Source organism: Sphingobium cyanobacteriorum (assembly GCF_030580935.1).
GTDB lineage: Bacteria > Pseudomonadota > Alphaproteobacteria > Sphingomonadales > Sphingomonadaceae > Sphingobium > Sphingobium cyanobacteriorum.
Genome location: NZ_JAUQOM010000003.1, coordinates 363961 through 390730, shown reverse-complemented (window position 1 = coordinate 390730; position 26770 = coordinate 363961). Strand labels below are relative to the sequence as shown.

Below are 26770 nucleotides of genomic sequence, written 5' to 3'. Positions count from 1 at the left end.
CCTGCGTTTGAACTACGCATCCGGCCCCTCATAGGCCTGCACGATCCGCCCGACCACCGGATGGCGCACGACATCGGCGATGCCGAAGGGCACCATCGCGATCCCCTCCACGCCATCCAGCCGCGCAACCGCATCGGCCAGGCCGGATATGCCCGGTTGCGGCAGGTCGACCTGTTTGGGATCGCCGCAAATGACCATGCGGCTGCCCTCGCCGAACCGGGTGAGGAACATCTTCATCTGGGCGATGGTGGTGTTCTGCGCCTCGTCCAGCACGATGAAGGCGTTGGCGAGCGTACGACCACGCATGAAGGCGAGCGGCGCGATCTCGATTTCGCCGGACGCGATCCGCCGTTCGACCTGTTCGGCCGGCAGCGTATCGTGCAATGCGTCATAGATGGGGCGGAGATAGGGATCGACCTTCTCCTTCATGTCGCCGGGCAGGAAGCCCAGCTTCTCGCCGGCTTCCACGGCGGGGCGCGACAGGATCAGCCGGTCGACGCTGCCGGTGATGAGCTGGCTGACCGCCTGCGCCACCGCCAGATAGGTCTTGCCGGTGCCGGCCGGGCCAAGCGCGAAGATGATGTCGTTGCGATTGAGCGCCTCCATATAGGCGACCTGCGTTGCCGATCGCGGCACGATGGTCTTTTTGCGCGTGCGGATCATCACCTTGGGCGGTTCGGCGACATCGCTGCGGATGATGCCGTCCAGCGTCGGTTCGGAGGACATGGCGATCACCGCCTCGACCGCACCGGCATCGATTTCCTGCCCTGCGACGATGCGGTTGTAGAGGCCGGTCATGACGTCGCGGGCGCGGGCGGCGGCTTCGGCTTCGCCCTCGATCTGCAACTTGTTGCCCCGCGCGGCGATATAGACACCCAGACGATTTTCGATCGCGACCAGATTGCGGTCATATTGGCCAAACAGCGTGGTCAAAAGATGCGGCCGGTCGAACGTGACCTCCAGCCGGGCGCGTTCGGCCACTTCGTTGCGGTGGTTGTGGTTCGGTTTCTTCGACATTCAGCAGCCTCCCTCGCTCGTCATTCCCCTGGGTCGTCCGGTTCGGGGCCGGGGCCGGGGGATTTGCGTTCCCATGATTGCGGAACTGACGAGGCTTTGGTTCAAGCGGCCTTCCTCCTGCTGATGTCGCCGGCCAGACTATTGGGGCCGGCGCTGATGATGTCGACTGCGACCATGTCGCCGATGGCCAGGTCCGGCGCGGTCACGACGACCGACTGGAGCCAGGGCGACTTGCCGATGAGCTGGCCGGGATAGCGGCCCTTGCGCTCTAGCAGAATGTCGGTGGTGCGGCCCACGGTGGCGCTGTTGAAGTCCACCTGATGACGGTTGATGGCCGCCTGGAGGCGGGCCAGCCGCGCGTCCATCACCGCTGCCGGGATCTGGTCGTCCATGTCGGCTGCCGGCGTGCCGGGACGCGGACTATATTTGAAACTGTAGCATTGGGCATAGCGCACCTGATCGACGATCCTGAGCGTATCTTCGAACTCGGCATCCGTTTCGCCGGGAAAACCGACAATGAAGTCGCCCGAAATCGCGATGTCGGGCCGCGCGTCCCGTACCCGATCGATGATGCGCAGATAGCTGTCCACGCTATGGCTGCGGTTCATGGCCTTGAGGATACGGTCATTGCCCGATTGCACCGGAAGATGCAGGAAAGGCATCAGCTTGGGTTCGTCGCCATGGGCGGCGATCAGGCCATCGCTCATGTCATTGGGGTGGCTGGTGGTATAGCGGATGCGCTTCAAGTCGCTGATCTTCGCCAGTTCGCGCGCCAGCCCGTCCATGCCCTGCTTGCGGCCCCTGTCGTCCTCGCCGGTCCAGGCGTTGACATTCTGCCCCAGCAGCGTGATTTCCCGTACTCCGCCATCGACCAGCGCCTTCGCCTCATCGATGATCGCGCTCCAGCTTCGGCTGATCTCCGCGCCGCGCGTATAGGGTACGACGCAATAGGTGCAGAATTTGTCGCACCCTTCCATGATCGTCAGGAAAGCGGTAGGCCGCGCCTGCTTCGTGCGGGCGGGCAGGGCGCCGAATTTCGATGCCAGCGGCATATCGGTATCAACTGCCGCCTCTCCGCGCCCGACCTTGTCGATCAGGTCGGGCAGGCGGTGATAGGCTTGCGGGCCGACGACGATGTCGACTGTGCGCGCGCGGCGCTGGATTTCCTCGCCTTCCGCCTGCGCAACGCAGCCGGCGACCGCGATCATCGGGCGCGTGCCGTCCTCGCGGGTCAGGCGGCCGATGTCGGAATAGACCTTGTCCACCGCCTTTTCGCGAATGTGGCAGGTGTTGAGGATGACCAGGTCCGCCTCAGCGCCATCCGCAGCGGCGGTCATGCCCTGCGTGCCCAGCATCTCGGCCATGCGTTCGCCATCATAGACGTTCATCTGGCAGCCGAAGGATTTGACGTGGAAGGTCGCTGGAGTCTTTTGGGCGTCGTTACGATTCATGCCGTCCAGCTATACAGGCGCGATCGCCGAAGCGGAAGGGCGCTGTTGCGCCGCAACGCTTTGTGCGATGCGATTATGCGCGATCGCGGCAATCGCCTTGCGATCGGCGCAGTCGGCGGGATCGAACGGTTCGAGAAAGCGGATCGTGACGGGCAGTGGCCCCGCGCGGCCAAGGATGCGCCAGGCGTTTGTTCCTGCCGGCTCATCGCCATGCCAGGCGATGTCTGCGGTCGCCGCACCATAGTCGATATGGACCGGCTGGATCATGACTGCGCGCGGTGGCGGCAGCAGCACGGCGAGCAGTGACGGCTTGAAGGGCAGCAGAGCGCTGCCGTCGCTGGTGGTGCCTTCGGGGAAGAGCGCCACCGGCTGATGCCCCAGCATCGCCGTGCGCAACGCCTGCAATTGGCCCGACAGCGCGCCGCGCCGCTCGCGCGAGACGAACAGCGTATTGTTCTGCGCCGCCAGCCAGCCGATGACCGGCCAGCGCGCGATGCCGTCATGGGCCACGAAAGCGGCGCCGGTCGCGCCGCCCAGCGCCAATATGTCGATCCAGCTTATATGGTTGGCGAGCAGGAACATGTCGCCATGCCATGGGCGTCCCTCAATCCGAACCCTTGCCCCGACAGACCGGGCCGCCAGCGCCAGAAAGCGGGGCGGCCAGGGCGAGCGGCGGCGGCAGGCGCGCCAGACGAGATGCGGGATCAGGCAGGCCAGCAGGCCGCCGACCAGCGCGCCGATCCGTAACAGGCGACGGATGCTGGCCAAAGCGGATCAATTCTTGCGGTCGAGCGCGACGCCGTACAGTTCCATGCGATGATCGACCAGGCGAAAGCCCAGTTTTTCGGCGATCTGTTTCTGAAGCTGTTCAAGTTCCGGGTCGACAAATTCGATGACATTGCCGGTTTCGACATCGATCAGATGGTCATGATGCGATTCGGGGGCGGCCTCGTAACGGGCGCGACCGTCACCGAAATCATGCCGTTCCAGGATGCCGGCTTCCTCGAACAGGCGTACCGTACGATATACCGTGGCGATGGATATGCCCGGATCGATGGCGGCAGCGCGCTTGTGCAGTTCCTCGACATCGGGATGGTCGATGGCGTCGCTCAGAACCTGGGCGATCACACGACGCTGTTCGGTGATGCGCAGCCCTTTTTCATGGCACAGGGCTTCGACGTCGATTTTGCGGTTCATGCAGGCTCGCTTGATGAAGTAGGGCGACGGGTCAGGCAAAGCCTAGCGGCTTTTATCCATGCAGGAAAGGGGCGCGTCGATGACGCACCCCTTGCATGAACGACTTTGGATCGTTGCCGGTTGTTACTTGGCGCGGACGCGACGGCGCTTGGTGCCCAGACCGATCTTCTTCGCCAGGTTGCGGCGCTGTTCGGCATAGTTGGGGGCGACCATCGGATAGTCTGCGGGCAGGCCCCACTTGGCGCGATAATCGTCCGGCGTCATCTGATAATGCGTCATCAGGTGGCGCTTGAGCATCTTCAGTTTCTTGCCGTCTTCCAGGCAGATGATGAAGTCGGGCTTGATCGAGGAACGAACCGATACGGCCGGTTCCGGCTTCACTTCCGGCGCAGGCACGGGCTGGCTGAGGCCCGATAGCGCGGCGTGCACATTCTGGATCAGTGCGGACACATCAGAAACGGAGACGCTGTTGTTGGAGACATGTGCGGCAACAATGTCGGACGTCAAAGTAATGAGCAGTTCGCTCTGGGCCGATTCGGTTTCCATTTTTTTGTTTCCTACGAAGGCTATATGTAGTGCGACCCGCCCTAGGAAATTCGTTTCAGGAGCGGTGCGTAACCGCTAGACCTTGCCGGTGACTTGCGCAAGCGCCTATTGTGTCAGGGCAGCATGTCGATGCGAAAACTCAGCGCATCATGAAGTTGTCCGTCATTGCCCCGATAGTAACCGGGGCGGCGATGTACATATTCAAAGCCGCTTTTCTCATAAAGACGGATTGCATTGTTGGTGGAACGCACTTCCAGATTCATCGACGTGATTCCCCTGCGTCGCGCCGTGCGCAGGCTGTCGTGCAAAAGCATTTCGCCGATCCCGCGCCCGCGCCAGAGCGGCGCGACCGCCAGGAGCAGCAATTCGCATTCGTCCAGCACCGACCGGACCAGCGCGAAGCCCAGCGGCGCGGCATCCAGCCGGGCGATGGTCAGCCAGGTGCCCGGCATAGTCATGACGCCGGACAGTTGCGGCAGGGTCCAGGCTTCGCCAAAGGCCGGATCGAAGGCGCGGACCATCACCTCCATAGCGTCGGCCAGCGCGTTGCGCTCCACCTGGTTATAGGTTTCAAGAGCGACGCCCGCCATCATGATGCGGCACGCTCCGCCATCGTCATGGCATCGGCATCCCGGCCGTAGATCGGGCTGGGCGGCAACGAAGGCAGGTCGGCTATCAGCGGATAGTCGGCGGCATCGGGGTAGAGATTGACCGCAGCGCCTTCGCCGCGCGCCGTGACCAGGGCCTCCCCGCCGGTGCCATAGAAAAGCGAGGCATCCAGTTTCTGCGCCAGCAGCGCGATCGGCGTCGAAGCGATCGCGCTGATCGCCGTGCGTCCATCCGCCTCGAAACATTGCCAGAACAATTCGCCATGGCCGCCGGTGATGGTGACGGCAATGGGACCGCCGGGGTGATCCTGCGCCGCCTTGGCCGCGATCAGTGACGGGGTGCTATAGCCATGGACCGGGATTCGCCAGGCGAGCGCCAAGGCACGGGCCGCAGCGATGCCGATCCGCACGCCAGTGAAGCTGCCGGGGCCGACATCGACCGCAATCGAATCGGCTTTGCCGCCATCGGGCAGGGCGGCGATGGCGGGCAAAAGCGCCTCTGCATGGCCGCGTCCGACGATTTCATGAAACTGTCCGACCGGCTTTCCATCGTCCAGCAATGCAACGGACAAAGCCTGTGTCGCGGTGTCGATCACCAGAAGGCGCAAGCGATACTCCCATCAAGCCTCCACAGGATGCGGAGTCTCTTTGCGGTTAATCGATCCGCCCGGATTTGCAAATGCCGACCTTTGTTCAGACCGCGCGAACCTCGGTCACTTCGGGAACATAATGTTTGAGCAGTTGCTCGATCCCGTTCTTGAGCGTGGCGGAAGAAGAAGGGCAGCCGGAACAGGCACCCTGCATTTTCAGATAGACCGTGCCCTTGTCAAAACCGCGATAGATGATGTCGCCGCCGTCATTGGCCACTGCCGGGCGCACGCGGGTGTCGATCAGTTCACGAATCTGTTCGACGATTTCGGCGTCTTGCGGATCGTCTGCAAAATCTTCAGCCTCGGCCGGGACGGTGATGCCGGCGGCGCTTCCCGGCGCGAACAGCGGCATGTTGGCGGAAAAATGGTCCAGCAGCGTGGCCAGCACATCGGGCTTCACATCGGACCATTGCGATCCCGGCGCGATCGTCACCGAAACGAAATTGCTGCCGAAAAACACGCCGGTAACATCGCCCAGACCGAATAAGGCGTCGGCCAGCGGGGATGCTTCGGCTTCCTCAGGCGAAGCGAAATCGCGCGTTCCTGCACCCATGACCGCGCGGCCGGGAAGGAATTTGATGGTCGCCGGGTTGGGCGTCAGTTCTGTCTCGATCAACATGGCGTCCATGTGGCGATGGTCACGCGGAAGATCAAGCGTTTCGGGAACTTCATCCACGCCCGGCGATTGAAAGGAAAAGCCAGAGGAGAATGGAATATGACTGACACTGCCGACATTCGTGACCGCTTCTGGGCTGACCTGTCGGCCAGCCCGTTCCTGATGGTCGGCTTGCAAGGCGGTGCCGAGCATAGCCTGCCCATGACGGCGCAACTCGACCCCCATGCCAATCATTGCTTCTGGTTCTATACGGCCAAGGATAATCGCCTGGCGCACGGTGGACCGGCGATGGCGCAGTTCGTGGCGAAGGATCATAATCTGTTCGCCTGTATCGAAGGAACGCTGGCGACCGAAAGCGATCCGGCCGTGATCGACCGCTACTGGTCCAAGCAGGTTGAGGCATGGTATCCCGGCGGGCGGAGTGATCCCAATCTGCTGATGTTGCGCTTTGACCTTGGCGTTGCGGAAATCTGGCGCGCGGACATGTCGATCACGGGCGTGTTCAAGATGTTGTTTGGCGGAGACGTGCGCAGCGAAATGCAGGGCAAGCACGCCGAAATCGCGCTCTGATTCCCCGTGCCTGACAAGGCGGCCCGGCTGAAAAGCGGGGCTGCTTGCTTTTTGCCTGCGCTTCCTCCATATGCGCCGCAGCGCAGCAGATGGTCCTTGTGACCCCCAGCGATTGGCAGCGTGATCGTCCGCAATCCCAATTGACCATTCTGGTCAGGCGAGGACCACGGACCGGCCAATGACAGTCTGCGCCAAGCTTGAGGCTTCCCTTTTCACGCGGGTCGTTTCGTAACCCGCCTCGCGCCCTTCCTGCGTCCGCAGAGCAAGTTGGCGCATGGCCGACTTGTGAGTTTTTCTAATGCAATTCAATGAACTTGGTCTGGCTGAGCCGATCATGAAGGCGCTCGCCTCCAAAAATTACGTTGTTCCCACACCGATCCAGCAAAAGGCGATTCCCGTCCTGCTGGAAGGCCGCGACCTGTGCGGCATCGCCCAGACCGGCACCGGCAAGACGGCCGCCTTCGCGCTGCCCAGCCTCGACTATTTCGCCCGCAATCCCAAGGTGACGCCGATCAAGGGTTGCCGGATGCTGGTGCTGGCCCCGACCCGCGAACTGGCGGCGCAGATCGCGCAGAGCTTCCGCGACTATGGCCGTTTCCTCAAGCTGTCGGTTGAAACCGTGTTTGGCGGCGTGCCGATCAACAAGCAGATCCGCGCGCTGTCGCAGGGTGTCGATATCGTCGTCGCGACGCCGGGCCGTCTGCTCGACCTGATCGACCAGCGCGCCCTCACCATCAGCCACACGGAAATCTTCGTCCTCGACGAAGCCGACCAGATGATGGACATGGGCTTCATCCATCCCCTGAAGCGCGTCGCCAAGATGTTGCCGCAGGGCCGCCAGAACCTCTTCTTCTCGGCCACCATGCCCAAGGAGATCGAGGCGCTTGCCGCGCAGTTCCTGAACGATCCGGTCAAGGTCAGCGTCGCGCCGCAATCGACCACGGCCGAGCGCGTGCGCCAGCAGGCGACTTTCGTGAATCAGGCGGAAAAGCAGGCGCTGCTGCACATCGTGCTCAAGACCGAGGATATCGACCGCGCGCTGATCTTTACCCGCACCAAGCATGGTGCGGACCGGGTCGTGCGCTTCCTGGAAGGCGCGGGCATCGACGCTTTCGCCATCCATGGCAACAAGAGCCAGGGCCAGCGCACCACCGCGCTTCAGGCGTTCCGCCAAGGCAAGGTCAAGCTGCTGGTCGCGACCGATATCGCTGCGCGCGGCATCGACGTTTCGGGCGTCAGCCATGTCATCAACTTCGAAATCCCCAACGTGCCCGAACAATATGTCCACCGCATCGGGCGGACGGCGCGTGCGGGAGCGGAGGGCGTGGCGATCAGCTTCGTGGCGGACGATGAACGGCCCTTCCTGAAAGCGATCGAGAAGGCGACGCGCGTGAAGCTCGACATCGCGCCGCTGCCGGAGAATTTCATGGAAGCGGTGCGCAACCTGCCCAAGCCGGCCGCGCCCAAGAAGGGACCGAGCCAGTCGCCCGCGCACCAGGCCAAGCGCGCCGAAGGGCAGCGCCGCTACCAGGACGGCCAGAAGCAGCAGCGCGGCGTGCCTGACCGGGCGCATCGCACGGACGCGGAAGGGGGCGAGAAGAAGCCCTTCCGTGGCCGGGGACGCGGTCGCAACGGTGTGGGTGCGCACAAGGGAGCGGTCCAGCGCACCGGCGCTCCGCGCTGACGGGCCATGACGGGGCGCAGTGGCTTTGTCCCGTCCCAAGGATCTGACGAAGGGCGCGTGGCGACACGCGCCCTTCTCTTTTGTCAGTGGTCATTCAGGAAAATGCCGTTAGGCTCCTTCGCCTATGCATTTTTCCTTTCGCCATCCGGCCGCTTCGCTTTCCATCATTGCCCTGATCCTGTCGGGTGCGCCGCTCGCAGCCAGAACCGATACGACTGTCGCACCGACGGCAGTGCAGGGGACGGCACAGGCGCAGGCGCGTCCCTGGCTCTATGAAAATAGCGACGTGCCGATCGATACCGCCTGGCGGTTCGGCACGCTTTCCAACGGCCTGCGTTATGCCGTGCGCCGCAATGGGGTGCCGCCGGGGCAGGTGTCGGTGCGGCTGCGGATCGATGCCGGATCGCTGATGGAGCGGCCAGACGAACTGGGCTATGCCCATTATATCGAACATCTTTCGATGCGCGGCTCGCGCCATGTGCCCGACGGCGAATCCAAGCGCATCTGGCAGCGGCTGGGCGTCACCTTCGGCAGCGACAGCAATGCGCAGACGACGCCGACCGGCACGACCTATGCGCTCGACCTGCCGCAGGCGACGCCGGCGGGCCTGGCCGAAAGCATGAAGATTCTGGCCGGCATGATGACCGATCCCAATATCGTCGACAGCGCAGTGGAGGCCGAACGCGCCGTCGTGCTAGCCGAACGGCGCGAAAGTGACGGCCCCCAGATGCGCCTGTCCGACGCCAGCCGGCTGCACTTCTTCGCTGGCCAGCCTTTGGCCGACCATAGCCCGATCGGCACGGTGGCCACGTTGAATGCGGCGACGGCGGCCAAGGTCGAAGCCTTTCACCAGCGGTGGTATCGCCCGGAAAATGCCGTGATCGCGATTGCAGGCGACATCGATCCGGGTGTTGCCGAACAGCTTGTCAAGGATCATTTCGGCGCCTGGACGGTGCCGGGCAAGGGCGCGGCACTGCCGGATTTCGGCGCGCCCGACCCCAAACAGCCGGCGACCCGCGTGGTCGTGGAACCGGGCACGCCGCTCGGCCTCACCATGGCCTGGCTGCGGCCCTGGACACCCCATGCCGACACGATCGTCTACAATCAGGACAAGCTGACCGACATGCTGGCGTTGCAGATCGTCAGCCGCCGGCTGGAGCAGGCGGCGCGCAGCGGCGGCAGCTTCCTGCAAGCGGGTGTCGAGCAGGAGGATGTCAGTCGATCGGTCGATGGCACCTTTGTCACGATCATGCCGACCGGCGACAATTGGGAAAAGGCGCTGAGCGATGTGCGGGCCATCATCGCGGATGCCAAGGCCGCTCCACCCAGCCAGGTGGAAATCGACCGCGAATATGCGCAGATGGACACCGCCCTCGCGATCCAGGTCGAAAATAGCGATACAGAGGCGGGATCGAAACAGGCCAGCGACCTGGTCAGCGCCGTCGATATTCGTGAAACCACGGTCAGCCCGCAGGCAGCGGTGGAGATATTCCGGGCGGGCAAGCCGGCGATGACGCCGCAGAAGATCCTGGCTTCCACGCGTCGGCTCTTTTCCGCCGGTGTGTTCCGCGCGCTGCTGGTGACGGGCAAGGTCCAGCCGGGGCTCGACGCCCGCCTGGCCGCTGCCGTTGCCGCGCCGGTCAAGGCTGCGACGAATGTCCGGCTGGCCGACAAGCCGGTGACGATGGACGACCTGCCCAAGTTCGGACCGGCCGGCAGCGTGGTGTCGCGCACGCCCATCGGCCTGCCCGGCATGGAAACGATCATCTTCGCCAACGGGGTGAAGCTGACCCTGTTCGCCAATGACATCGAAACCGAAAAGGTGCGGATCAACGTCCGCTTCGGCCATGGCCAGCAGGCATTTTCGCCGACGACGCCGGTGCCGAGCTGGGCCGCCGACTATGCGCTGGTGGCCAGCGGGATCGGCAAGCTGGGCCAGCGTGAACTGGACGAACTGACCAACGGCCGGCGGATGGGCATGAGCTTTGGCATGGACGATGATGCGTTCGAGATGCAGGTTGTGACGCGTCCTGCCGACTATAAGGATCAGCTTCGCCTGTTCGCCGCCAAGCTGGCCGCGCCCGGCTGGGATCCCGCGCCGATCGCGCGGGTCAAAACAGGCGCTGCGGTCGCCTATGATGCCATGTCGCGCGCGCCCGATGCCGTTCTGGGACGCGACCTCAACTGGCTGCTGCATGACAAGGACGTGCGGTTCCGCACGCCTTCGCGCGCGGAAATCGACGCGCTGACGCCGGAATCTTTCCGTGCGACATGGGAACCGATCCTGGCGTCCGGCCCGATCGAGGTGCAGGTTTTCGGTCAGGTGAAGGCGGAGGACGCGATCCAGGCGGTCGCCGCCACTTTCGGCGCGTTGCCGCCGCGTGCTGATGCCCCGGTGCCTGCGGCGAACAAGGCGATGCGTTTCCCTGCCCATGTCGAAACGCCGGTGGTGCTGCGCCACAAGGGCGACAAGGAACAGGCGGCGGCGGTCATGGCCTGGCCAACGGCGGGTGGCTTCGCCTTGCAGAAAGAAGGACGCCAGCTTGAAATCCTGACCCAGATTTTCAACGATCGCCTGTTCGACAAGCTGCGATCGACCGAGGGCGCTGCCTATTCGCCCAATGTCCAGAATAACTGGCCTTTCTCCTACGACAGTGGCGGCTATATCCTTGTCACCAGCCAGGTCCGCCCCGACAGGATCGCCTATTTCTATGGCGTGGTGAAGGACACCGCCGCCGATCTGGCGAAAACCCCGGTCAGCGCCGATGAGTTGCAGCGGGCCGTCGCACCGATGCAGCAATTGCTGGCGCGGGCCAGCACCGGCAACGCCTTCTGGATGAACCAGATGGAAGGCGCGACCCACGACCCGCGCTATGTCGACGCGATGAATAGCATGGCGCAGGATATGCTGTCGGTGACGCCGGATCAGTTGCAGGTGCTGGCTGCCAAATATCTGGTGCCGGGCAAAAGCTGGTCGGCGGTGGTTTTGCCGGAAGGGGTGGCGGCGCGCTGATCGCCTGTCAGACGGGCACTTCTTCCTCGATCAGATGCCGATACAGGCGTACATATTCGAGATGAATGTCGCGGATCACAGGATTGGCCGCTTCTTCCGCAAGCCTGCGGTTCCTTTCCAGGCGCTCGGCGAAATAGGCCCGGTCGAATATTCCGGTCATCGTCATGCATTGCCTCCCAAACAGTCTGACAGCGCCAATGTCGGACAGCCGGGATGGGTTGCGGCGATGCAGCAAGAATGAGCTGCCAATGCGCTGGATGGTGATGCTGTCGCGGCGAAATGCGTGTGTCTATTGCACACCGCGTAATGCAGCGACCAGCATCTGGGCGGATCGGCGCGCGGTGCTCCCGGCACCCAGTTTCGGTCGGGACAGGCTGCGATGGCCCAGCCCGAACAAACATGCCAATGTCACCTCTTCGGCCGCATCCAGGGCTTCGCCCGACAATCGGTCGTTGGCGGCGCAGGCAAAATAGCGGATGAAACTGCGAAATCGTACACACATGGCGGAAACCGTGGCGCCAACGGCCGGATTGCGGAACCCTTCTGCCAATATGTCGAACGACAGGGCCTCCTTTTCCTCATCGATGCTGTGCCGGAATAGCTGCTCGAACGTTTCCTCGATGGTCCGTTCACCGGCATCCAGCCTGGTACGGATTTCTTCCATATCCTGGCACCACTGGTCGGCATCATCATGGACTATCGCCTCGATAATGTCCTCCTTGCTCTTGAACAGGCGATAAATCTGGCCGACCGACACCTGCGCGGCCATTGCCAGTTCGGCCATTGATGTCTGGTGAAATCCGTAATTGTCGAACAGGCTGCGGGCTGCCGCCAATATCCGTGATCTCCCATCTTTTTTATGTTGCACTGCAACCATGTTCCACCTTTTGGCTTTTTCCTCTCTTGAATTCGCTCTGGCATGATCCTACTTGGCCGGCAAGCGGAATGAACGTTCATTCCACATTTGTGATCCACATCGAAATGGAATTCAGGCGATGCAAAAGGGGACAATCATCGGGCTACTGGCGTGCGCGTCGGCGTTTGGGCTGAGTGCGTGCGGCGAAAGCGCGCCGCCTGCTCCGCCGCCGCCTGCCGTCGGGGTCGTGACGCTGAAGGTCGAATCCGCGCCGCTCCTGAACGAATTGCCTGGCCGTATCTCCGCCTTCGAAACGGCGGAAGTGCGTCCGCAGATTAGCGGGATCATACGCCGGCGGCTGTTCCAGGAGGGCGGCTTCGTGCGCGCCGGACAACTTCTCTATGAAATTGACGATGCCCCCTATCGCGCGGCGCTGGCGCAGGCGAAGGGTTCGCTGGCAAAGGCGCAGGCAACGATCCGATCAACCGGCCTCCAGGCGCAGCGCTACAAGGAATTGGTCACGATCAACGCCGTCAGCCGGCAGGATTATGATGATGCCGCCGCTGCCGCGCAGCAGGCCCGCGCTGATGTCGCGGCCAGCCAGGGATCGGTGCAGGCGGCGCAGGTGAACCAGAATTTCACCCGTATCCGCGCGCCCATTTCGGGCCGGATCGGGCGGTCGCTCTTTACCCCCGGCGCACTGGTTCAGAGCGGCCAGCCGGACGCGCTGACGACGATCCAGCGCACCGACACCGTCTATGTTGACGTGACTCAGTCCGCCGCGCAGATCATCGACCTTAAACAGGCAATAAAGAATGGCGGCGTCAGTGATGCGGGCGGCGTGCGTATCCGGCTGATCCTGCCCAACGGCAGCGACTATCCGATTGAGGGGCGGCTGCAATTTTCCGAAGTGACGGTCGATCCCAGTTCGGGCGCGGTCACGTTGCGTGCGACCTTCCCCAACCCCGATGGCCTGTTGCTGCCTGGCATGTATGTCCGCGCAAAGATGGTCGAGGGCCAGCGCACCCAGGCGATCCTGGCGCCGCAGCAGGGCATCAGCCGTGATGCGCGCGGCCGTGCCACGGCGCTGGTTGTGGGCAAGGACAACAAGGTGGAATCGCGTCAGGTGGAAGTCGATCGCGCTGTCGGTGACAAATGGATCGTGACCAAGGGGCTGAAGGCGGGCGACCGGCTGATCGTGGAGGGATTGGTCAATCTGCGTCCTGGCGCCGTCGTCCGTCCGGGCGCGCCGCAACAGGTGACTGTGGCGCAAGGCGGGGCACGCTAAGTCATGGCACGCTATTTCATCGACCGGCCCATTTTCGCATGGGTCATCGCCATCGTTATCATGCTTGCCGGCCTCCTTGCCATCCGTTCGCTGCCGGTGGCGCAGTTCCCGGAGATCGCGCCACCTGCGGTAACGATCCAGACCAGTTATCCGGGCGCCAATGCACAGACGCTGGAAAGCACGACGACGCAGATCATCGAACAACAGCTCAAGGGCATCGATAATCTGCGCTATTTCTCGTCCACCAGCGACGGCGCGGGCAATCTCAACATCACCCTGACGTTCGAACAGGGCACGGATCCCGATATCGCCCAGGTGCAGGTGCAGAACAAGCTGTCGCAGGCGACCCCATTGTTGCCGCAGGAAGTGCAGCAGCAAGGCTTGCGGGTCGGGAAATCGACCTCCAGCTTCCTGTTGATTCTGGCGGTCTATGCCGATGACGGCATTCATGACCAGCAGGACGCTGCCGATTTCGTGGCTTCCTCGCTTCAGGACCCGATCAGCCGCATCACCGGCGTCGGCGATACCACGCTGCTGGGATCGCAATATGCGATGCGCATCTGGCTCGACCCTTACAAGATGGCGAACCTCGCCGTCACGACCGGCGATGTCAAAGCAGCGATCCAGGCGCAAAATGCCCAGGTTTCGGCCGGTCAGATTGGCGGTACGCCTTCGCCGGCGGGGCAGGTGCTCAACGCGACAGTCACCGCGCAGTCGCGGCTTCGAACGCCAGAGGAGTTTCGCAACATTCGCCTGCGCAGCAATGCCGACGGATCGGTGGTGCTCCTGTCGGATATCGCCAGGATCGAACTGGGCGCGGAAAATTACGGCTTCAGCGCGAAATTCAACGGCAATCCGGCCGCCGGCTTCGGCGTGAAGCTGGCGCCGGGCGCCAATGCGCTGGAAACGGTGCAGTCGGTGAAGGATCAGGTCGACCGGCTATCGAAAAATTTCCCCGGCTGGGTCAAATATGATTTCCCGGTCGATAACTCGACCTTCGTTCGTCTGTCCGTCGAACAGGTGATCCATACCCTGTTCGAAGCCGTGTTGCTCGTGTTCGTCGTCATGTTCGTTTTCCTGCAAAACTGGCGGGCGACGCTGATTCCGACGATCGCGGTGCCGGTCGTGCTGCTGGGATCGCTGGCGGTGCTCCATGCCGCAGGCTTCACCATCAATACGCTGACGCTGTTCGGCATGGTGCTGGCGATCGGCCTGCTCGTCGATGACGCGATCGTTGTCGTGGAAAATGTCGAACGCCTGATCCAGACCGAGGGGCTAAGCCCGCGCGAGGCAGCAAAGAAATCGATGGACGAAATCAGCGGCGCGTTGATCGGCATCGGCCTCGTGCTGTCCGCCGTGTTCTTGCCCATGGCCTTTTTCGGCGGGTCCACGGGCGTTATCTTCCGGCAATTCTCGATCACGATTGTGTCCTCGATGATATTGTCGGTGCTCGTTGCATTGATCCTGACGCCGGCGCTCTGCGCCACTATTCTGAAGCCGGCATCGCACGGCCATAGCTGGGAAGGGCGTTTCGGTTCGATCTTCGGGCGCTTCTTCGACTGGTTCAACCGAACCTTTGACAAGGGCGTCGTCCGTTATGGCAAGAGCGTCGAGAAGGTTGAGCGTCGCTGGGGCCGGACCATGCTGGTCTATGTTGCGCTGGCGATTGGCATGGCGCTGATTTTCCTGCGCCTGCCCGGCGGCTTTCTGCCGGATGAGGACCAGGGCATCGTCATCAACCAGGTGTCGTTGCCGGCAGGTTCCACGATCGAGGAAACCGAACGCACCCTTGCCAGGATGCGGGATCATTATCTGGTCGATGAAAAGAAAAATGTTGCGGCGGTATTCACCGTGGCGGGCTTCGGCTTCGTTGGTCAGGGCCAGAATGTCGGCATTGTGTTTGCCCGCATGAAGGATTGGAAGGAACGCAAGGGCAAAGATAATGGCGTGGCTTCCATCGCCCTGCGTGCCAACCAGGCTTTTCGCAAGCTGACGGCGGGGCAGGCATTCGCCTTCGTGCCGCCTGCGGTACAGGAATTGGGCAATGTCTCCGGCTTTGACTTCCAGTTGCTGGACCAGGGCAATCTGGGCCATGAAAAGCTGCTCGCCGCGCGCAATCAATTGCTGGGCATGGCGGCTGGCGACAAGCGGCTGGTGCAGGTGCGTCCCAACGGGCTGGAGGATACCCCGCAGCTCAAGCTGAACGTCGATCAGGCTGCGGCGGGGGCCCTGGGCGTCGCCCAGTCCGATGTCAACGACACGATCAGCACCAATCTGGGCGGCGCCTATGTCAATGATTTCATCGATCGTGACCGGGTGAAGCGCGTGTTCGTTCAGGCCGATGCGCCCTTCCGCACATCGCCAGAAGCGATCGGTGCCTTCCATGTCCGTGGCAGCAGCGGGACCATGGCGCCGCTGTCGGCCTTCGCCAGCACGGAATGGGTGCAGGGGCCAGCGCGGCTGGAACGGTTCAACGGCGTGCCATCGATGAATATCCAGGGTGCCCCCGCGCCCGGCGTGTCGAGCGGTACGGCCATGCAGGCGATGGAGGAACATGCCGCGAAGCTCCCCGCTGGCGTGGGCTATGCCTGGAACGGTATTTCCTATGAGGAACGCTCGTCGGGCAGCCAGTCGGTCTATGTCTATGCGCTTTCGATGCTGATCGTATTCCTCTGCCTGGCAGCGCTGTATGAAAGCTGGTCTGTGCCGATCGCGGTCATGCTGGTGGTGCCGCTGGGCGTATTGGGTGCCGTGATCGCGGCGACGCTGGCAGGGCTGAACAACGACATCTATCTTCAGGTCGGCCTCATCACCACCATCGGCGTGTCGGCGAAGAATGCGATCCTGATCGTCGAATTTGCCGAAGAAAAGATACGCGAAGGCATGGCCCCGGCACAGGCGGCGCTGGAGGCGGGCAAGCTGCGCCTGCGGCCGATCCTGATGACCAGCTTCGCCTTCATCTTTGGGGTGCTGCCCCTGGCCGTATCGACTGGCGCGGGCGCAGGTGGACAGAATGCGATCGGTTGGGCCGTGGTCGGCGGCATGTTGTCGGCGACGGTGCTGGCGATATTCTTCGTGCCGGTTTTCTTCACTGTCGTGAAGCGGCTGTTCCGCGAACATAAAGATCATGAAATAGCAGGCGGTACGGCAACGTCGCACGCGCCGCAGGAGGCTTGAAGATGAAGCGCATCATCAAGGCGCTGGGGGTTGTCACTCTTCCGCTGGCACTGGCCGCCTGCGATATGGCGCCCAAATATGTGCGGCCGGCAATGCCCGTGCCCGCGGTCAGCCCGCAGGGGCCGGCCTATGTGACAGCGAACGGCACAGGTGCAATCATGCCCGCCGATACGGCATGGCGGGATTTCTTTACCGAACCGCGTCTGGCGCGCGTTATCGAAACCGCTCTGGCCAACAACCGCGACCTTCGGCTGGCGGTCGCCAATGTCGAGCAGGCGCGGGCGCAATATCGCGTGCAACGCGCGGATCTTCTGCCCACCGTCGGGGCAACCGGGACGGCGACCTACTCCGAACAGCCGCTCGTTCAGTTCGGGCAGCCCCAGCGCCTCAACACGGACGTGTATCAGGCGCAGGTCGGTATCTCGGCTTGGGAAATCGACCTGTTCGGCCGGGTGCGCAACATGAGCAAAGCGGCGCAGGAACAATATTTCGCCAGTGTCGAAAATCGCAATGCAGCGCAGACCACATTGATCGCGGAGGTTGCCAATGCTTGGCTCACCATGGCGGCTGACCAGGAACGGCTGCGCATCGCCCGCGAACTTGAAAAAGCATTTGGAAAGTCGCTGGAACTGAACAGGGCGCGCTTCGCCAAGGGCATCGCGTCGGAACTGGAGGTGCGTCAGGCACAGACCAGCCATGATCAGGCCCGGTCGGATATAGCGCAGGCGACTACGCTGGTCGCCCAGGACCAGAATGCGCTCAATCTGCTGGCGGGCGTGACGGTTCCGGCTGCGGACCTGCCTGACATGCTGCCGTCTGCGGGGGTGACACTGGACACTCTTCCGGCCGGGATCAGTTCGGACATATTGTTGCGTCGTCCCGACATCGCTTCGGCCGAACATCAACTGCGCGCCGCCAATGCCAATATCGGCGCGGCGCGCGCGGCGTTTTTCCCCAACATCTCGCTCACGGCAGCGCTTGGAACCGTCAGCCTGGGGCTGTCTGGCCTGTTTTCGGGTGGCAGCGAGACATGGTCGGTCGCGCCCAGGGCCACGCTGCCGATCTTCGATTTCGGTCGGAACAAGGGCAATTTGCGGTACGCAAAGGCGACCTATGAAGCGATGCTCGCAACCTATGAAAAGAGCGTGCAGACCGGCTTCCGCGAAGTCGCCGACGCGCTTGCCCGGCGCGGCACGATGACGGAACAGTTGGAGGCGCAGACATCGCTGCGGGATGCGGCGCGGGTTGCCTACACCCTGTCCGACGCGCGTTTTCGGGCCGGGGTGGACAGTTTCCTGACCACGCTGGACTCGCAACGCGCGCTCTATGGCGCGGAACAAAGCCTGCTCGCCACGCGCCTGACCCGCGCCGGCAACATGGTCGAACTCTATCGCGCCATGGGCGGCGGCCTGAAATGATTTGACCGCAAGCTGCGGGAAGCCCCATCCCGAAATCTCCGCTATCGATGCCATGAATAGCGGAGATTTTGCATGACCCTTGTTCAGACGCTTTTTGCTTCGCCGGTCGGCGACCTCGGCCTGATCGCCAGCGATCATGGACTGGTCGCCATCCTGTGGGAAAATGACGATCTCGACCGGGTCCGCCTGCCGCAGCGGAACATATGCGACGATCATCCGATCCTTGACCAGGCGCAAACCCAACTGGCGGGCTATTTTGCCGGCACGCGCCAGCATTTTTCGCTCCCGCTCGACTGGCGCGGCACCATCTTTCAGCGGCGGGTCTGGGCGATGCTGCTGACCATCCCCTATGGAGAAACACGCAGCTATGGCGACATTGCCCGCGCCATCGGCCATCCTGCCGCCAGCCGCGCCGTGGGGGCGGCCAATGGTCGCAACCCCCTTTCCATCATTGCACCCTGTCATCGCGTCGTGGGCGCGAACGGGGCGCTGACCGGCTTTGCCGCTGGCGTCGAAACCAAGCGCTGGCTGCTGGATTTTGAACGGCGGATCAAGGCATATACGGCAAGGAGCGGGGCGGAGGAGGCTGGCGATGCGGGTAATGGTGTTGGTCAAGGCGACTGAGGACAGCGAGCGCGGCGATCCGCCCAGGGTTGCCGACATGGCGGCGATGGGCCGTTTCAATGACGCATTGCGCGCCGCCGGCATATTGCAGGCGGCCGACGGCCTCAAACCCTCCTCCTTCGGCAAGCGGGTGGCCTTCGACGGCGCCGACCGGACAGTCATCGACGGCCCGTTCGCTGCCACCAGCGAACTGGTGGCCGGTTACTGGCTGTGGGAGGTCAAGGACATGGACGAAGCCGTCGCCTGGGCGAAGCGCTGTCCCAACCCGATGCCCGGACCGAGCGAGATCGAAATTCGTCCCTTTTACGACATGACGGATTTTGAATGAGGCATCCCGCCATCCGGTAAGGATGAAAGTGGCCTTGGTCCGTGTTGCCGGTGGATCGGGCTGTGCCTGCTCAACAGGTTTCGGATCGGGGTTCATCAGGCACTGCCACCTCGATCGCGCCTGCCGCGACCTTCACCATCACCGGCGTCCTAGCCAGTACCTCGCCATCGATGGAGATGCGCTGGCGCGGCACCGTATCGATCCTGAACGATGTCCCGTGCCATTCCTGGGTATGGGCGTCGCGGTGGCGCAATTTGAAGAATTTTGCGTACCAGTCCCAGGCAAGGCGGGGCTTGCTGCGCCCGACCACCGCCTGGATCACGATCTCGCCGGTGTCGACGGCGGCATGATCGGACAATTCGACACCGCCATGATAGGGACCGTTGAGGATCCGCACTTCGGTCGACCACATCCGGCGTTCAACCTGTCCATCGTTAATGGTCAGGCGAAAGGCGCGGAAGCCGACCGAGCATTTGACCGCCCACATCAGATAGCCGATCCGCCCCAGATAGCGTTTCAGCTTGTGCGGCACCGTCTGCCCGATCTGGGGGGACAGGCCGAGCGCGGCGGCGTTCACGAAATAGTCGCGGTCGATCATGCCCAGGTCGACGCGGCGGCGCTTGCCGGTGGCGATCGCCCGCACCGCGCCATCCAGGTCGAGCGGCAGGCCCAATGTTCGGGCGAAACTGTTGGCGGTGCCCAATGGCAGCACCCCGAACACGCAATCCTTGCCGACCAGTTCGTCCACGGTGCCGGACATGGAGCCATCGCCGCCGCCCACGATCACCAGCGGGGCACCACTGGCCACCGCGTCGCGCACGGTCGCGGCCATCTGTTCGGGATCATCCACCGCATGGGCGGCGATCAGGCGGACGCCGGCCGCCTCCAGCTTTTCCCTTGCCTGCGCGAAATTATCCTGCCCGCGGCGGCTATGCGTGTTGATGACGAGGACGGCATCCTTGGGGAGGGGTTTCGTTTCCATGCCGCAATAACACCGTTCGATCGATTTCGGGTGCATGGGAAAGCATGGAAACCATCTGCGACGGATTCGTTACCCTGACATGGCCCGTATCGCGCATCTGTCCGACATTCATTTTGGCGCGAACGATTCGAAGATCGTCGACGCTGCCACCGCCTGGCTGGAGGCGCAGCGTCCCGACCTTATCGTCATCAGCGGCGACTTCACCCAGCGGGCGCGAGTGACGCAATTCAAGCAGGCAGCGGCCTGGCTGGGGCGGTTGCGGGCGGCGGGGTTGAAAATTCTGGTGATTCCGGGCAATCACGACATCCCTCTCTATGACGTGGTGCGCCGCTTCGCCCGGCCGCTGGAGCGGTACAAACGCTATATCAGCAACGATCTCTGTCCCTTTTACGAGGATCGCGAAGTTGCGATCCTGGGCATCAACACCGCCCGGTCGCTGACGATCAAGGACGGCCGGATCAACCATGACCAGATGGCCATGCTGCGTGATCGGTTCGCGCACGTTCCGCCGGACAAGACCCGCATCCTCGTCACCCACCATCCCCTCTTTGCCATGCCCATCGGCCGGGGCGGCGAGTTGAGCGAGGCGGTCGGGCAGCATGACGACGCGATCAAGGCCGCGTGCGAGGCGGGCGTACATCTGGCGCTGGCCGGTCATTTCCATCGCACCTACGCGCAGGCGGCGCGCAAGATGGTGGAACATAGCGGTGGCGCGCTGGTGATACAGGCGGGCACGGCCACCTCCACCCGCCTGCGCAATGCCGAACCGCAAAGTTTCAACTGGCTGCACGTCCGCCGCAACAACGAGATGGAGTTGCAGGTGATCGTCTGGGACGGCGCGGCATTCAGGCGGGCCAGCCATGTCGAATATCGCTATGATGGCGAAGGCTGGGCATCGCGAACGGTGACGGATGAAATGATGGTGGGGAAGGCGGGATAGCGGTGAGCTACCGCCGCCTGCACGGTCACGTCTGCACGGTCACGTCTGCACGGTCACGCCATCCCGGCCTCAGTCGGCATAATAGCCCACGCCGATCACATGATTGCCCACGCGCTCGATCAACGACAGCTTATGTTCGACATGATTGTCCGCCCGGTTGAGCCAGACATAATTGATCTGGCCGCGCCCGGACGTTCTGGCGATGTCGATCATGTCGCGCACGATCGGCTTGCCCTCGGCATCGGTCAGGTCGCGCACATCCTTGCCCACCAGCGCCGGTTGCGCGCCATAGGCTTCATAAATGCCGTTGAGATCAAAGGCGAAAACATAAAGTTCGCCGCTGTTGAATGTGCTGCCCTTGGGCTTGTTGAAATCGGCGAAGGCTTGTTCCGCGCCGACCTTGCCGATTTGCCTGACGGCTTTTTCCAGAAGGGCGCGGGCATCGGCGGCAGTTGCGCGCGTCTCGGCAAAAGCGCCGCCGACGGGGAGTGCGAACAGGCTGGCGGCAATCAGCAGCGGGCGAATATGGGACAGCATGAAATCTACCTCCTGATTGCGTCGGTCACAAGATGGCGCACCCCTTGTGCTGGATCTACGAACCCAGCCACCAGCTTGCGTCATGCCGACGATCATCAGGGCGATGCGTCGATCGGGCACGCCTGTCTTAGACGCAGATCAAATCGACCTTTGGTATGAGACGCGCCTGGATCGTCATTCCGTTGCCCCGGCTTTGCCCTTCAACGCCGCCGCCAGAGAAACCGTCGCGCTGCCGCGCCTTGCCGGTCCGGCCTGGCTGGGGTCGGGTTTCCAGCCCGACAGGTAGATGATGCCCATCTGTTCGCCCACGCGGCCGTCCGGGTCGGCGGCGTCGGCGAAATGGCGCGCCGCCCGCATCAGCACGGCGCGGGTCAAAGGGGGCGCGCGCGTTTCCAGCGCATTGCCCGCGCCCATCCCGCGCAGGTCGTGCATCAGGCGCAGGATATCGCCATAGCGGATGGTGCGTGTGTCCCCGTCCGCCACCGGCATGGCAAAGCCCGCGCGGCTCAACAGATCGCCTGCCGATCGCACATCGACCTGCGGGTGAACATGCTGGCCGGGCCGGTCGCCTTCGGCCGCCAGCAGCGCGGATTTGAGGCGCGGCAGGCTGCCCGCGCCGGTGAACGCCGCCAGCATCAGCCCGTCCGGGCGCAGCGCCCGCCGCATCAGGATCAGCGCGCCGGGCAGGTCGTTCACGCTGTCGAGCGTGCCGCAGGCGACGACCAGGTCGAAACTGTCGTCAGCGAAGGGCAGGGCATCCTCATCCGCCTGAATACCGCCGCGCGCCTTTGCCGCCAGAAACCCCGGATCGGCGCAGGCGACCCGCTTGCCCATCGCCTCCAGCGCCGCCTTCGCACGGCCGTCCGGGCAGCCGATCACCAGGGCTTCGGGCAGGTCGCGCTGCACATCCATCAGGCGATCGAGCAGTTCGTCGAGCATCGCGCGATAGAGGAAGTCATGATCGACAAAGGCGGGTAGCATCCGGTCGCGCTGGCGGGCGCGGCGCGCGCGGTCGAAAATGTCGGGGCGGGAATCCATGGCGGGCCTTGTGCATCGGGTGCGAAGCGCGGACAAGGCAGATGATGTCGCTCCTCCCGCTTCTCAAGGGCGTTTTGCAGCCTGCGGTCGATTATGCGCTGCCGCCGCGCTGCCCCGGTTGCGGGGCGATCGTGGGGGCGGATTTCGCCTTCTGCCTGTCCTGCTGGGGCGGCATGGAATTTCTGGGCGAACCCTGTTGCGCGCGCTGCGGCGTGCCTTTCCCGCATGATCTGGGGGACGGGGCGGAATGTGGCGCCTGCCTCGCCGATCCGCCGCCCTGGGACAGTGCGCGCGCGGTACTGGCCTATGGCGATGTCGCGCGCACCGTCGCCCTGCGGCTCAAATATGGCCGGCGTATCGGCCTTGCCCGGCTGATCGCGCGACAGATGCTGCGCCATGTGGGGGATGGGGAGGCGGTGATCATGCCGGTGCCGCTGCATCGCTGGCGTTTGTGGCATCGGGGTTTCAACCAGTCGGCGCTGATCGCCGATCACCTCGCCCGGCTGACCGGATGGCCGCTGGAAAAGCGGGCCTTGCGGCGGGTGAAGAGAACATCGCCCCTGCGTGGCATGACCCCCCGGCAACGGGCAAAGACCGTGCGGGGCGCCTTCGTGCTGGCGGACGGGCACGGGTTGAACGGGCGGCCTGTGCTGCTGATCGATGATGTGCATACCAGCGGGGCGACGGCGGCGGCCTGCGTGCGCGTGCTCAAGCGCGGCGGTGCGGGGCCGGTGCGGCTGCTCTGCTGGGCGCGGGTGTTGCCTGACGCTGCGGATTGACAAAGCTGGCCTTTCCCCCAATTTCGGAGGAAAGGAGCGTTTATGGCCAAAGTCGAAATCTATACCAAGGGCTGGTGCGGTTATTGCGCGCGCGCCAAGGCGCTGTTGACCGACAAGGGCGTCGCGTTCGAGGAATATGACATCAGCCTGGGCGGGCCGAAGCGCGAAGAGATGCTGGTGCGTGCGCCCGGCCGGACCACTGTGCCGCAAATCTTCATCGATGACCGGCATGTCGGCGGCAGCGATGACCTGTCCGCGCTGAACCGCGCGGGCAAGCTGGACGCATTGCTGGGCTTGTGAGCAGAATGCGCGCCGCCCTGTTCCAGATGACCAGCGGGATCGATCCCGCCGCCAACGCTGCCGCCATTGTGGAGATGGTGACGCGGGCGAAGGGAGAAGGCGCGGATATGCTGTTCACGCCTGAAATGGCGGGATATCTGGATCGTGACCGGACACGGGCGTCGGCCACCTTGCGCAACGAGGCGGAGGATGGGGTGCTGGCCGCCGTGCGTGAAGCAGCCGCGCGGGAAGGGCTGTGGGTACATGTCGGGTCATTGCCGCTTAAGGGCGAGCGGGCTGACGGGCGCTGGGCCAATCGCAGCTTCCTGATCGATGATACAGGCGCGATTCGCGCACGCTATGACAAGATCCACCTGTTCGATGTGGACCTTGCCACCGGGGAAAGCTGGCGCGAATCGTCCGTCTATGGGCCGGGTGAACAGGTGGTTGCGGCCGACACGCCCTGGGGCCGGATGGGCTTTTCGATCTGCTATGACATGCGCTTCCCCGATCTTTACCGCGCGCTGACCAATGCCGGGGCCACCATCCTGCTTGCGCCGGCTGCCTTCACCGTGCCGACGGGGCAGGCGCACTGGCATGTGCTGCTGCGTGCCCGCGCGATTGAGGCGGGCTGCTATGTCATCGCGACCGCGCAGGTGGGGCAGCATGAGGATGGCCGCACCACCTATGGTCACAGCCTCGTGATCGATCCCTGGGGTGATGTGCTGCTCGACATGGGGGATCAGGCCGGGCTGGGGCTTGCGGAAATCGACCTGACGCGCATAGGAGACGTGCGTGGACGGGTGCCGGCGCTCGCCAACCGCCGTATGATAGCGAAGGATGTGACGATTTCGTGATCGTGTTCGACCTCAAATGCGAAGGCCAGGGCCATGTGTTCGAAGCATGGTTCGGCTCCAGCGCTGATTATGAGGATCAGAAGGCGCGCGGCCTGCTCGCCTGCCCGCTGTGCGGCGATGCTGACGTGACCAAGGCGGTCATGGCGCCGGCGGTGGCGGCCAAGGGCAATCGTCGCCCGGCGCCTGAACAAGGGAATGTCGCGCCTGCCGCTTCACCGCGCGAAGAGCCGACCGCGCCGGTCATGACCGTTGCCGACCAGGCGAAGATGCAGGCACTGGTCGAGGCATTGGGCCAGGCGCAGCAGCAGGCGCTCAAGGATTCGACCTGGGTTGGCCGCGGCTTTGCCGAACAGGCGCGCGCGATGCATTATGGCGAACAGGACCGCGCCAGCATCCATGGCGAAGTCGCCCCGGCCGAGGCCAGGGCACTGATCGAGGAAGGTGTCGAGGTCGCACCGCTGCTTTTTCCTGTCATCCCCCCGCACGCCAAGAATTGACCAGAGCCGCGCCGCGCAATAGAGCCGTCGCCGGGCACCCATAGCTCAGCAGGATAGAGCACCAGATTCCTAATCTGGGGGCCACTGGTTCGAATCCAGTTGGGTGCACCACAGCTTCCATGCCCCTTTCAGGTCGATAAAATCCTGAAAGGTGAGATGGTTAAGTCGGGCCGCTGGCCTTCCTTTGAACTTTGCCGTTCTCGATTCGCCGCAGTCACGCAATTTACATGTTGCACCGCACAACGAAATCTGATCCGATGTGAATAGCGGTGGAACAGGCGCTTAAGCCTTCAGTAACCATGGAGGGCGCATGTTTCATCCATCGACTTCAAGTCGGAGGGCATGAACATGGGTACGAGTGCAAGACCGGCGGATGGGGCTGTCACCCTTTCGGAACTGCGTGAATTCGCCAGCTTCCCGTCTGCCACACAGCGATATATCCGCAGGTCGCTCGACATCGGGCTGCATCGCCGCGACGCGATGAAGCTTTGGTCCCGCGACATGGTGGAGGAAGCCTCGATCCGCGCGCAGGCGCGCATCTATGGCCGGCTGGACGAGATCAAGACTCGTGTGCCCGACGATAGCGGCCTGGACCAGGTCGAACCCTTCATGGCGCCGCTTGTCACCATGTCCGCCTTTGACCTGGGCCAGGATCGGCTCGGCAGCTTTTCCGCCTACCGCTTCCTTTATGAGCGCTTGCTGGGCGCGGGTGCGCGGCCCTGGTTGCCCGGCGCTTTCTGTGCGGCGGCCAGCCTGCCCCATCTCCACCCCGAAAAACGGCGCGCGCTGCTCCAGTCGATCAGCGAAGCGGCGGCCACGGCGGTTGGCTGGTCCAACCGGGAGCCGACCTTCTACCCCGAATGGGTCGAGAAAGTGGACCTCTCCAAGGCGAACTGACCTCCTGCTCATTCGCCCAGGAAGGCCGCGCGGAAGGGGGCTTGCGCGCGGCCTTTTTGTGTCAGCCGGACTCGGCGGATACAGCCCCTTGTCGCGGGCGCAATCCCGCGCGATCCCATAGCCTGCGTCGGCGTGACGCATGACCCCGGTGGCGGGGACGTCGCACGCGGGCCAGCCGGGCGACGGCCGGCCTGTATCCGATTACTGAGGCCAATCTGGGCGACGGGCTGTTCCCGGCCGGGGCCTATGACATGGTGGCACGCTTTGGTCCCGAACGAGGGGACATGAATGGCGGGCTTCGAGGCGTCGATCAAGGCAAGGCGCGCTTAAGGCGCCGTTAACCGATCCCAAATGGGACAAACGGGCGAGCCGAGGCCGTAATAGGCCCATGAACGGGCCTGACATGATTGCGAAATTATGGCAGCAAGATGCGATGCAAAGCGCAGTCCTTCTGGATCGCGGCCTTCACCGCCGCCTGGTTGACGGCCTCTATCTGGAGGCGATGGTCATGGCCGACGAAGCGCGCACCTATTTCGATGCCGGCGCGTCGCTGGACGATGGCGTGGCCGATCCGCTGCGCCGGGTCGCCTTCGCCTGCGAAGCGTTGAAGGTCACGACGCGGCTGATGCACATCATCGCCTGGCTGCTCAGTCAGCGCGCCTGGCAGCGTGGCGAGATTGGTGACGGGGATCTGGCGGACGAAAAATATCGGCTGGGTCGCGCGACTCATAGCGACCCGGCGCTGACGGCGTCCTTCCCCTTTGCCGCCAGGGCGCTGATCGACGCGAGCCAGGAACTTTATGCGCGGGTTGTCCGGTTGCAGGAACGGATGGACCTGATGATGGGGCAGGGCGGGGAGGGCGAGGCTGGCCCCGCGCGCGCCCTGCTCGACCGGCTGAATCGCGCTTTCTGATCCAGGCC

28 protein-coding genes and 1 tRNA gene are annotated in these 26770 nt (G+C 63.5%); 16 read left to right on the top strand and 13 right to left on the bottom strand.

The window, feature by feature from the left end; all coding sequences use genetic code 11:
* Positions 1-12: 12 nt before the first annotated feature.
* The 8 genes from Q4610_RS10255 to Q4610_RS10220 all read right to left on the bottom strand — a co-directional run bounded on the left by Q4610_RS10255 (position 13) and on the right by Q4610_RS10220 (position 6088).
* Positions 13-1017 (bottom strand): PhoH family protein, encoded by a 1005-nt coding sequence (locus Q4610_RS10255; protein WP_304535839.1) that lies wholly within the window; start codon positions 1015-1017, stop codon positions 13-15.
* Positions 1018-1118: 101 nt separating this feature from the next.
* Complete coding sequence (gene miaB / locus Q4610_RS10250) at positions 1119-2468, bottom strand: tRNA (N6-isopentenyl adenosine(37)-C2)-methylthiotransferase MiaB (protein ID WP_304535838.1); 1350 nt, start codon at positions 2466-2468, stop codon at positions 1119-1121.
* A 9-nt stretch (positions 2469-2477) separates the two neighbouring features.
* Positions 2478-3236, bottom strand: coding sequence for a lysophospholipid acyltransferase family protein (locus Q4610_RS10245; RefSeq protein WP_304535837.1), 759 nt, complete (start codon positions 3234-3236; stop codon positions 2478-2480).
* A gap of 6 nt (positions 3237-3242) precedes the next feature.
* Entirely contained in the window at positions 3243-3665 is a 423-nt protein-coding gene (locus tag Q4610_RS10240; RefSeq protein ID WP_304535836.1) for a Fur family transcriptional regulator, read from the bottom strand.
* 123 nt (positions 3666-3788) lie between these two features.
* Complete coding sequence (locus Q4610_RS10235) at positions 3789-4211, bottom strand: Ros/MucR family transcriptional regulator (RefSeq protein ID WP_304535835.1); 423 nt, start codon at positions 4209-4211, stop codon at positions 3789-3791.
* Between the two features lie 113 nt (positions 4212-4324).
* Entirely contained in the window at positions 4325-4804 is a 480-nt protein-coding gene (locus Q4610_RS10230) for a GNAT family N-acetyltransferase (RefSeq protein ID WP_304535834.1), read from the bottom strand.
* Complete coding sequence (gene tsaB / locus Q4610_RS10225; RefSeq protein ID WP_304535833.1) at positions 4801-5427, bottom strand: tRNA (adenosine(37)-N6)-threonylcarbamoyltransferase complex dimerization subunit type 1 TsaB; 627 nt, start codon at positions 5425-5427, stop codon at positions 4801-4803. The genes Q4610_RS10230 and tsaB overlap by 4 nt, the downstream gene beginning before the upstream one ends.
* Before the next feature lie 85 nt (positions 5428-5512).
* Positions 5513-6088 (bottom strand): NifU family protein, encoded by a 576-nt coding sequence (locus tag Q4610_RS10220; protein ID WP_304535832.1) that lies wholly within the window; start codon positions 6086-6088, stop codon positions 5513-5515.
* Between the two features lie 96 nt (positions 6089-6184).
* Between Q4610_RS10220 and Q4610_RS10215 the strand changes: the two genes are divergently transcribed.
* From Q4610_RS10215 to Q4610_RS10205, 3 genes are all read left to right on the top strand, one after another.
* A complete protein-coding gene (locus tag Q4610_RS10215; RefSeq protein WP_304535831.1) occupies positions 6185-6655 on the top strand; it encodes a pyridoxamine 5'-phosphate oxidase family protein in 471 nt (156 codons plus the stop codon).
* A 298-nt stretch (positions 6656-6953) separates the two neighbouring features.
* Positions 6954-8339: a DEAD/DEAH box helicase gene (locus tag Q4610_RS10210; protein ID WP_304535830.1), complete on the top strand. Its 1386-nt coding sequence runs from the start codon at positions 6954-6956 to the stop codon at positions 8337-8339.
* 124 nt (positions 8340-8463) lie between these two features.
* Positions 8464-11352 carry a M16 family metallopeptidase gene (locus Q4610_RS10205; RefSeq protein ID WP_304535829.1) on the top strand — a complete coding sequence of 963 codons (2889 nt, stop codon included), beginning with the start codon at positions 8464-8466 and terminating at the stop codon, positions 11350-11352.
* Between the two features lie 7 nt (positions 11353-11359).
* Here Q4610_RS10205 and Q4610_RS10200 read toward each other — a convergent pair whose 3' ends face one another.
* Together Q4610_RS10200 and Q4610_RS10195 are read right to left on the bottom strand one after the other, a co-directional pair.
* Entirely contained in the window at positions 11360-11518 is a 159-nt protein-coding gene (locus Q4610_RS10200) for a DUF2087 domain-containing protein (RefSeq protein ID WP_304535828.1), read from the bottom strand.
* A 123-nt stretch (positions 11519-11641) separates the two neighbouring features.
* Complete coding sequence (locus Q4610_RS10195; protein ID WP_304535827.1) at positions 11642-12229, bottom strand: TetR/AcrR family transcriptional regulator; 588 nt, start codon at positions 12227-12229, stop codon at positions 11642-11644.
* 118 nt (positions 12230-12347) lie between these two features.
* On the opposite strand from Q4610_RS10195, the gene Q4610_RS10190 reads away from it, so the two are divergent.
* From Q4610_RS10190 to Q4610_RS10170, 5 genes are all read left to right on the top strand, one after another.
* Positions 12348-13496 (top strand): efflux RND transporter periplasmic adaptor subunit, encoded by a 1149-nt coding sequence (locus Q4610_RS10190; protein WP_304535826.1) that lies wholly within the window; start codon positions 12348-12350, stop codon positions 13494-13496.
* A 3-nt stretch (positions 13497-13499) separates the two neighbouring features.
* A complete protein-coding gene (locus Q4610_RS10185) occupies positions 13500-16673 on the top strand; it encodes an efflux RND transporter permease subunit (RefSeq protein ID WP_304535825.1) in 3174 nt (1057 codons plus the stop codon).
* A 2-nt stretch (positions 16674-16675) separates the two neighbouring features.
* A complete protein-coding gene (locus tag Q4610_RS10180) occupies positions 16676-18091 on the top strand; it encodes an efflux transporter outer membrane subunit (RefSeq protein ID WP_304535824.1) in 1416 nt (471 codons plus the stop codon).
* A 72-nt stretch (positions 18092-18163) separates the two neighbouring features.
* Positions 18164-18715 carry a methylated-DNA--[protein]-cysteine S-methyltransferase gene (locus Q4610_RS10175; RefSeq protein WP_304535823.1) on the top strand — a complete coding sequence of 184 codons (552 nt, stop codon included), beginning with the start codon at positions 18164-18166 and terminating at the stop codon, positions 18713-18715.
* Positions 18684-19043, top strand: a complete 360-nt coding sequence (locus Q4610_RS10170) for a YciI family protein (protein ID WP_304535822.1) — start codon at positions 18684-18686, stop codon at positions 19041-19043. Before Q4610_RS10175 ends, Q4610_RS10170 begins: the two co-directional genes overlap by 32 nt.
* A 70-nt stretch (positions 19044-19113) precedes the next feature.
* On the opposite strand, the gene Q4610_RS10165 is transcribed toward Q4610_RS10170, so the two are convergent.
* On the bottom strand, positions 19114-20025 hold the full coding sequence (locus Q4610_RS10165; RefSeq protein ID WP_304535821.1) for a diacylglycerol/lipid kinase family protein: 912 nt from the start codon (positions 20023-20025) through the stop codon (positions 19114-19116).
* A 79-nt stretch (positions 20026-20104) separates the two neighbouring features.
* On the opposite strand from Q4610_RS10165, the gene Q4610_RS10160 reads away from it, so the two are divergent.
* Positions 20105-20965, top strand: coding sequence for a metallophosphoesterase family protein (locus Q4610_RS10160; RefSeq protein WP_304535820.1), 861 nt, complete (start codon positions 20105-20107; stop codon positions 20963-20965).
* 69 nt (positions 20966-21034) lie between these two features.
* On the opposite strand, the gene Q4610_RS10155 is transcribed toward Q4610_RS10160, so the two are convergent.
* Complete coding sequence (locus tag Q4610_RS10155; RefSeq protein WP_304535819.1) at positions 21035-21502, bottom strand: cache domain-containing protein; 468 nt, start codon at positions 21500-21502, stop codon at positions 21035-21037.
* Positions 21503-21676: 174 nt separating this feature from the next.
* Positions 21677-22540, bottom strand: a complete 864-nt coding sequence (locus tag Q4610_RS10150) for a methyltransferase domain-containing protein (protein ID WP_304535818.1) — start codon at positions 22538-22540, stop codon at positions 21677-21679.
* A 41-nt stretch (positions 22541-22581) separates the two neighbouring features.
* On the opposite strand from Q4610_RS10150, the gene Q4610_RS10145 reads away from it, so the two are divergent.
* The 7 genes from Q4610_RS10145 to Q4610_RS10115 all read left to right on the top strand — a co-directional run bounded on the left by Q4610_RS10145 (position 22582) and on the right by Q4610_RS10115 (position 26762).
* The gene (locus Q4610_RS10145; RefSeq protein ID WP_304535817.1) at positions 22582-23319 is read left to right on the top strand and encodes a ComF family protein; all 738 of its coding nucleotides are present in this window, start codon (positions 22582-22584) and stop codon (positions 23317-23319) included.
* Positions 23320-23361: 42 nt separating this feature from the next.
* On the top strand, positions 23362-23619 hold the full coding sequence (grxC, locus tag Q4610_RS10140) for a glutaredoxin 3 (RefSeq protein ID WP_304535816.1): 258 nt from the start codon (positions 23362-23364) through the stop codon (positions 23617-23619).
* Between the two features lie 5 nt (positions 23620-23624).
* On the top strand, positions 23625-24455 hold the full coding sequence (locus Q4610_RS10135; protein WP_304535876.1) for a carbon-nitrogen hydrolase family protein: 831 nt from the start codon (positions 23625-23627) through the stop codon (positions 24453-24455).
* Entirely contained in the window at positions 24452-24952 is a 501-nt protein-coding gene (locus tag Q4610_RS10130) for a DUF1178 family protein (RefSeq protein ID WP_304535815.1), read from the top strand. Before Q4610_RS10135 ends, Q4610_RS10130 begins: the two co-directional genes overlap by 4 nt.
* Before the next feature lie 34 nt (positions 24953-24986).
* A tRNA-Arg gene (locus tag Q4610_RS10125) sits at positions 24987-25063 on the top strand.
* A gap of 237 nt (positions 25064-25300) precedes the next feature.
* Positions 25301-25849 carry a hypothetical protein gene (locus Q4610_RS10120; RefSeq protein WP_304535814.1) on the top strand — a complete coding sequence of 183 codons (549 nt, stop codon included), beginning with the start codon at positions 25301-25303 and terminating at the stop codon, positions 25847-25849.
* Between the two features lie 433 nt (positions 25850-26282).
* Positions 26283-26762, top strand: coding sequence for a DUF1465 family protein (locus Q4610_RS10115; protein WP_304535813.1), 480 nt, complete (start codon positions 26283-26285; stop codon positions 26760-26762).
* Positions 26763-26770 lie beyond the last annotated feature (8 nt).

Excerpts from the sequence above, each read along its gene's own strand:
- Q4610_RS10205 (WP_304535829.1), top strand. The coding sequence starts at position 8,464 with ATGCATTTTTCCTTTCGCCATCCGGCCGCTTCGCTTTCCATCATTGCC.
- Q4610_RS10115 (WP_304535813.1), top strand. The coding sequence starts at position 26,283 with ATGCAAAGCGCAGTCCTTCTGGATCGCGGCCTTCACCGCCGCCTGGTT.
- Q4610_RS10190 (WP_304535826.1), top strand. The coding sequence starts at position 12,348 with ATGCAAAAGGGGACAATCATCGGGCTACTGGCGTGCGCGTCGGCGTTT.
- Q4610_RS10155 (WP_304535819.1), bottom strand. The coding sequence starts at position 21,502 with ATGCTGTCCCATATTCGCCCGCTGCTGATTGCCGCCAGCCTGTTCGCA.
- Q4610_RS10145 (WP_304535817.1), top strand. The coding sequence starts at position 22,582 with ATGATGTCGCTCCTCCCGCTTCTCAAGGGCGTTTTGCAGCCTGCGGTC.
- Q4610_RS10240 (WP_304535836.1), bottom strand. The coding sequence starts at position 3,665 with ATGAACCGCAAAATCGACGTCGAAGCCCTGTGCCATGAAAAAGGGCTG.
- Q4610_RS10195 (WP_304535827.1), bottom strand. The coding sequence starts at position 12,229 with ATGGTTGCAGTGCAACATAAAAAAGATGGGAGATCACGGATATTGGCG.
- Q4610_RS10210 (WP_304535830.1), top strand. The coding sequence starts at position 6,954 with ATGCAATTCAATGAACTTGGTCTGGCTGAGCCGATCATGAAGGCGCTC.
- Q4610_RS10220 (WP_304535832.1), bottom strand. The coding sequence starts at position 6,088 with ATGTTGATCGAGACAGAACTGACGCCCAACCCGGCGACCATCAAATTC.
- miaB (WP_304535838.1), bottom strand. The coding sequence starts at position 2,468 with ATGAATCGTAACGACGCCCAAAAGACTCCAGCGACCTTCCACGTCAAA.
- Q4610_RS10215 (WP_304535831.1), top strand. The coding sequence starts at position 6,185 with ATGACTGACACTGCCGACATTCGTGACCGCTTCTGGGCTGACCTGTCG.
- Q4610_RS10135 (WP_304535876.1), top strand. The coding sequence starts at position 23,625 with ATGCGCGCCGCCCTGTTCCAGATGACCAGCGGGATCGATCCCGCCGCC.
- Q4610_RS10170 (WP_304535822.1), top strand. The coding sequence starts at position 18,684 with ATGCGGGTAATGGTGTTGGTCAAGGCGACTGAGGACAGCGAGCGCGGC.
- Q4610_RS10185 (WP_304535825.1), top strand. The coding sequence starts at position 13,500 with ATGGCACGCTATTTCATCGACCGGCCCATTTTCGCATGGGTCATCGCC.
- Q4610_RS10255 (WP_304535839.1), bottom strand. The coding sequence starts at position 1,017 with ATGTCGAAGAAACCGAACCACAACCACCGCAACGAAGTGGCCGAACGC.
- grxC (WP_304535816.1), top strand. The coding sequence starts at position 23,362 with ATGGCCAAAGTCGAAATCTATACCAAGGGCTGGTGCGGTTATTGCGCG.
- Q4610_RS10160 (WP_304535820.1), top strand. The coding sequence starts at position 20,105 with ATGGCCCGTATCGCGCATCTGTCCGACATTCATTTTGGCGCGAACGAT.
- Q4610_RS10180 (WP_304535824.1), top strand. The coding sequence starts at position 16,676 with ATGAAGCGCATCATCAAGGCGCTGGGGGTTGTCACTCTTCCGCTGGCA.
- Q4610_RS10230 (WP_304535834.1), bottom strand. The coding sequence starts at position 4,804 with ATGATGGCGGGCGTCGCTCTTGAAACCTATAACCAGGTGGAGCGCAAC.
- Q4610_RS10120 (WP_304535814.1), top strand. The coding sequence starts at position 25,301 with ATGGGTACGAGTGCAAGACCGGCGGATGGGGCTGTCACCCTTTCGGAA.
- Q4610_RS10175 (WP_304535823.1), top strand. The coding sequence starts at position 18,164 with ATGACCCTTGTTCAGACGCTTTTTGCTTCGCCGGTCGGCGACCTCGGC.
- Q4610_RS10235 (WP_304535835.1), bottom strand. The coding sequence starts at position 4,211 with ATGGAAACCGAATCGGCCCAGAGCGAACTGCTCATTACTTTGACGTCC.
- Q4610_RS10165 (WP_304535821.1), bottom strand. The coding sequence starts at position 20,025 with ATGGAAACGAAACCCCTCCCCAAGGATGCCGTCCTCGTCATCAACACG.
- Q4610_RS10200 (WP_304535828.1), bottom strand. The coding sequence starts at position 11,518 with ATGACGATGACCGGAATATTCGACCGGGCCTATTTCGCCGAGCGCCTG.
- Q4610_RS10150 (WP_304535818.1), bottom strand. The coding sequence starts at position 22,540 with ATGGATTCCCGCCCCGACATTTTCGACCGCGCGCGCCGCGCCCGCCAG.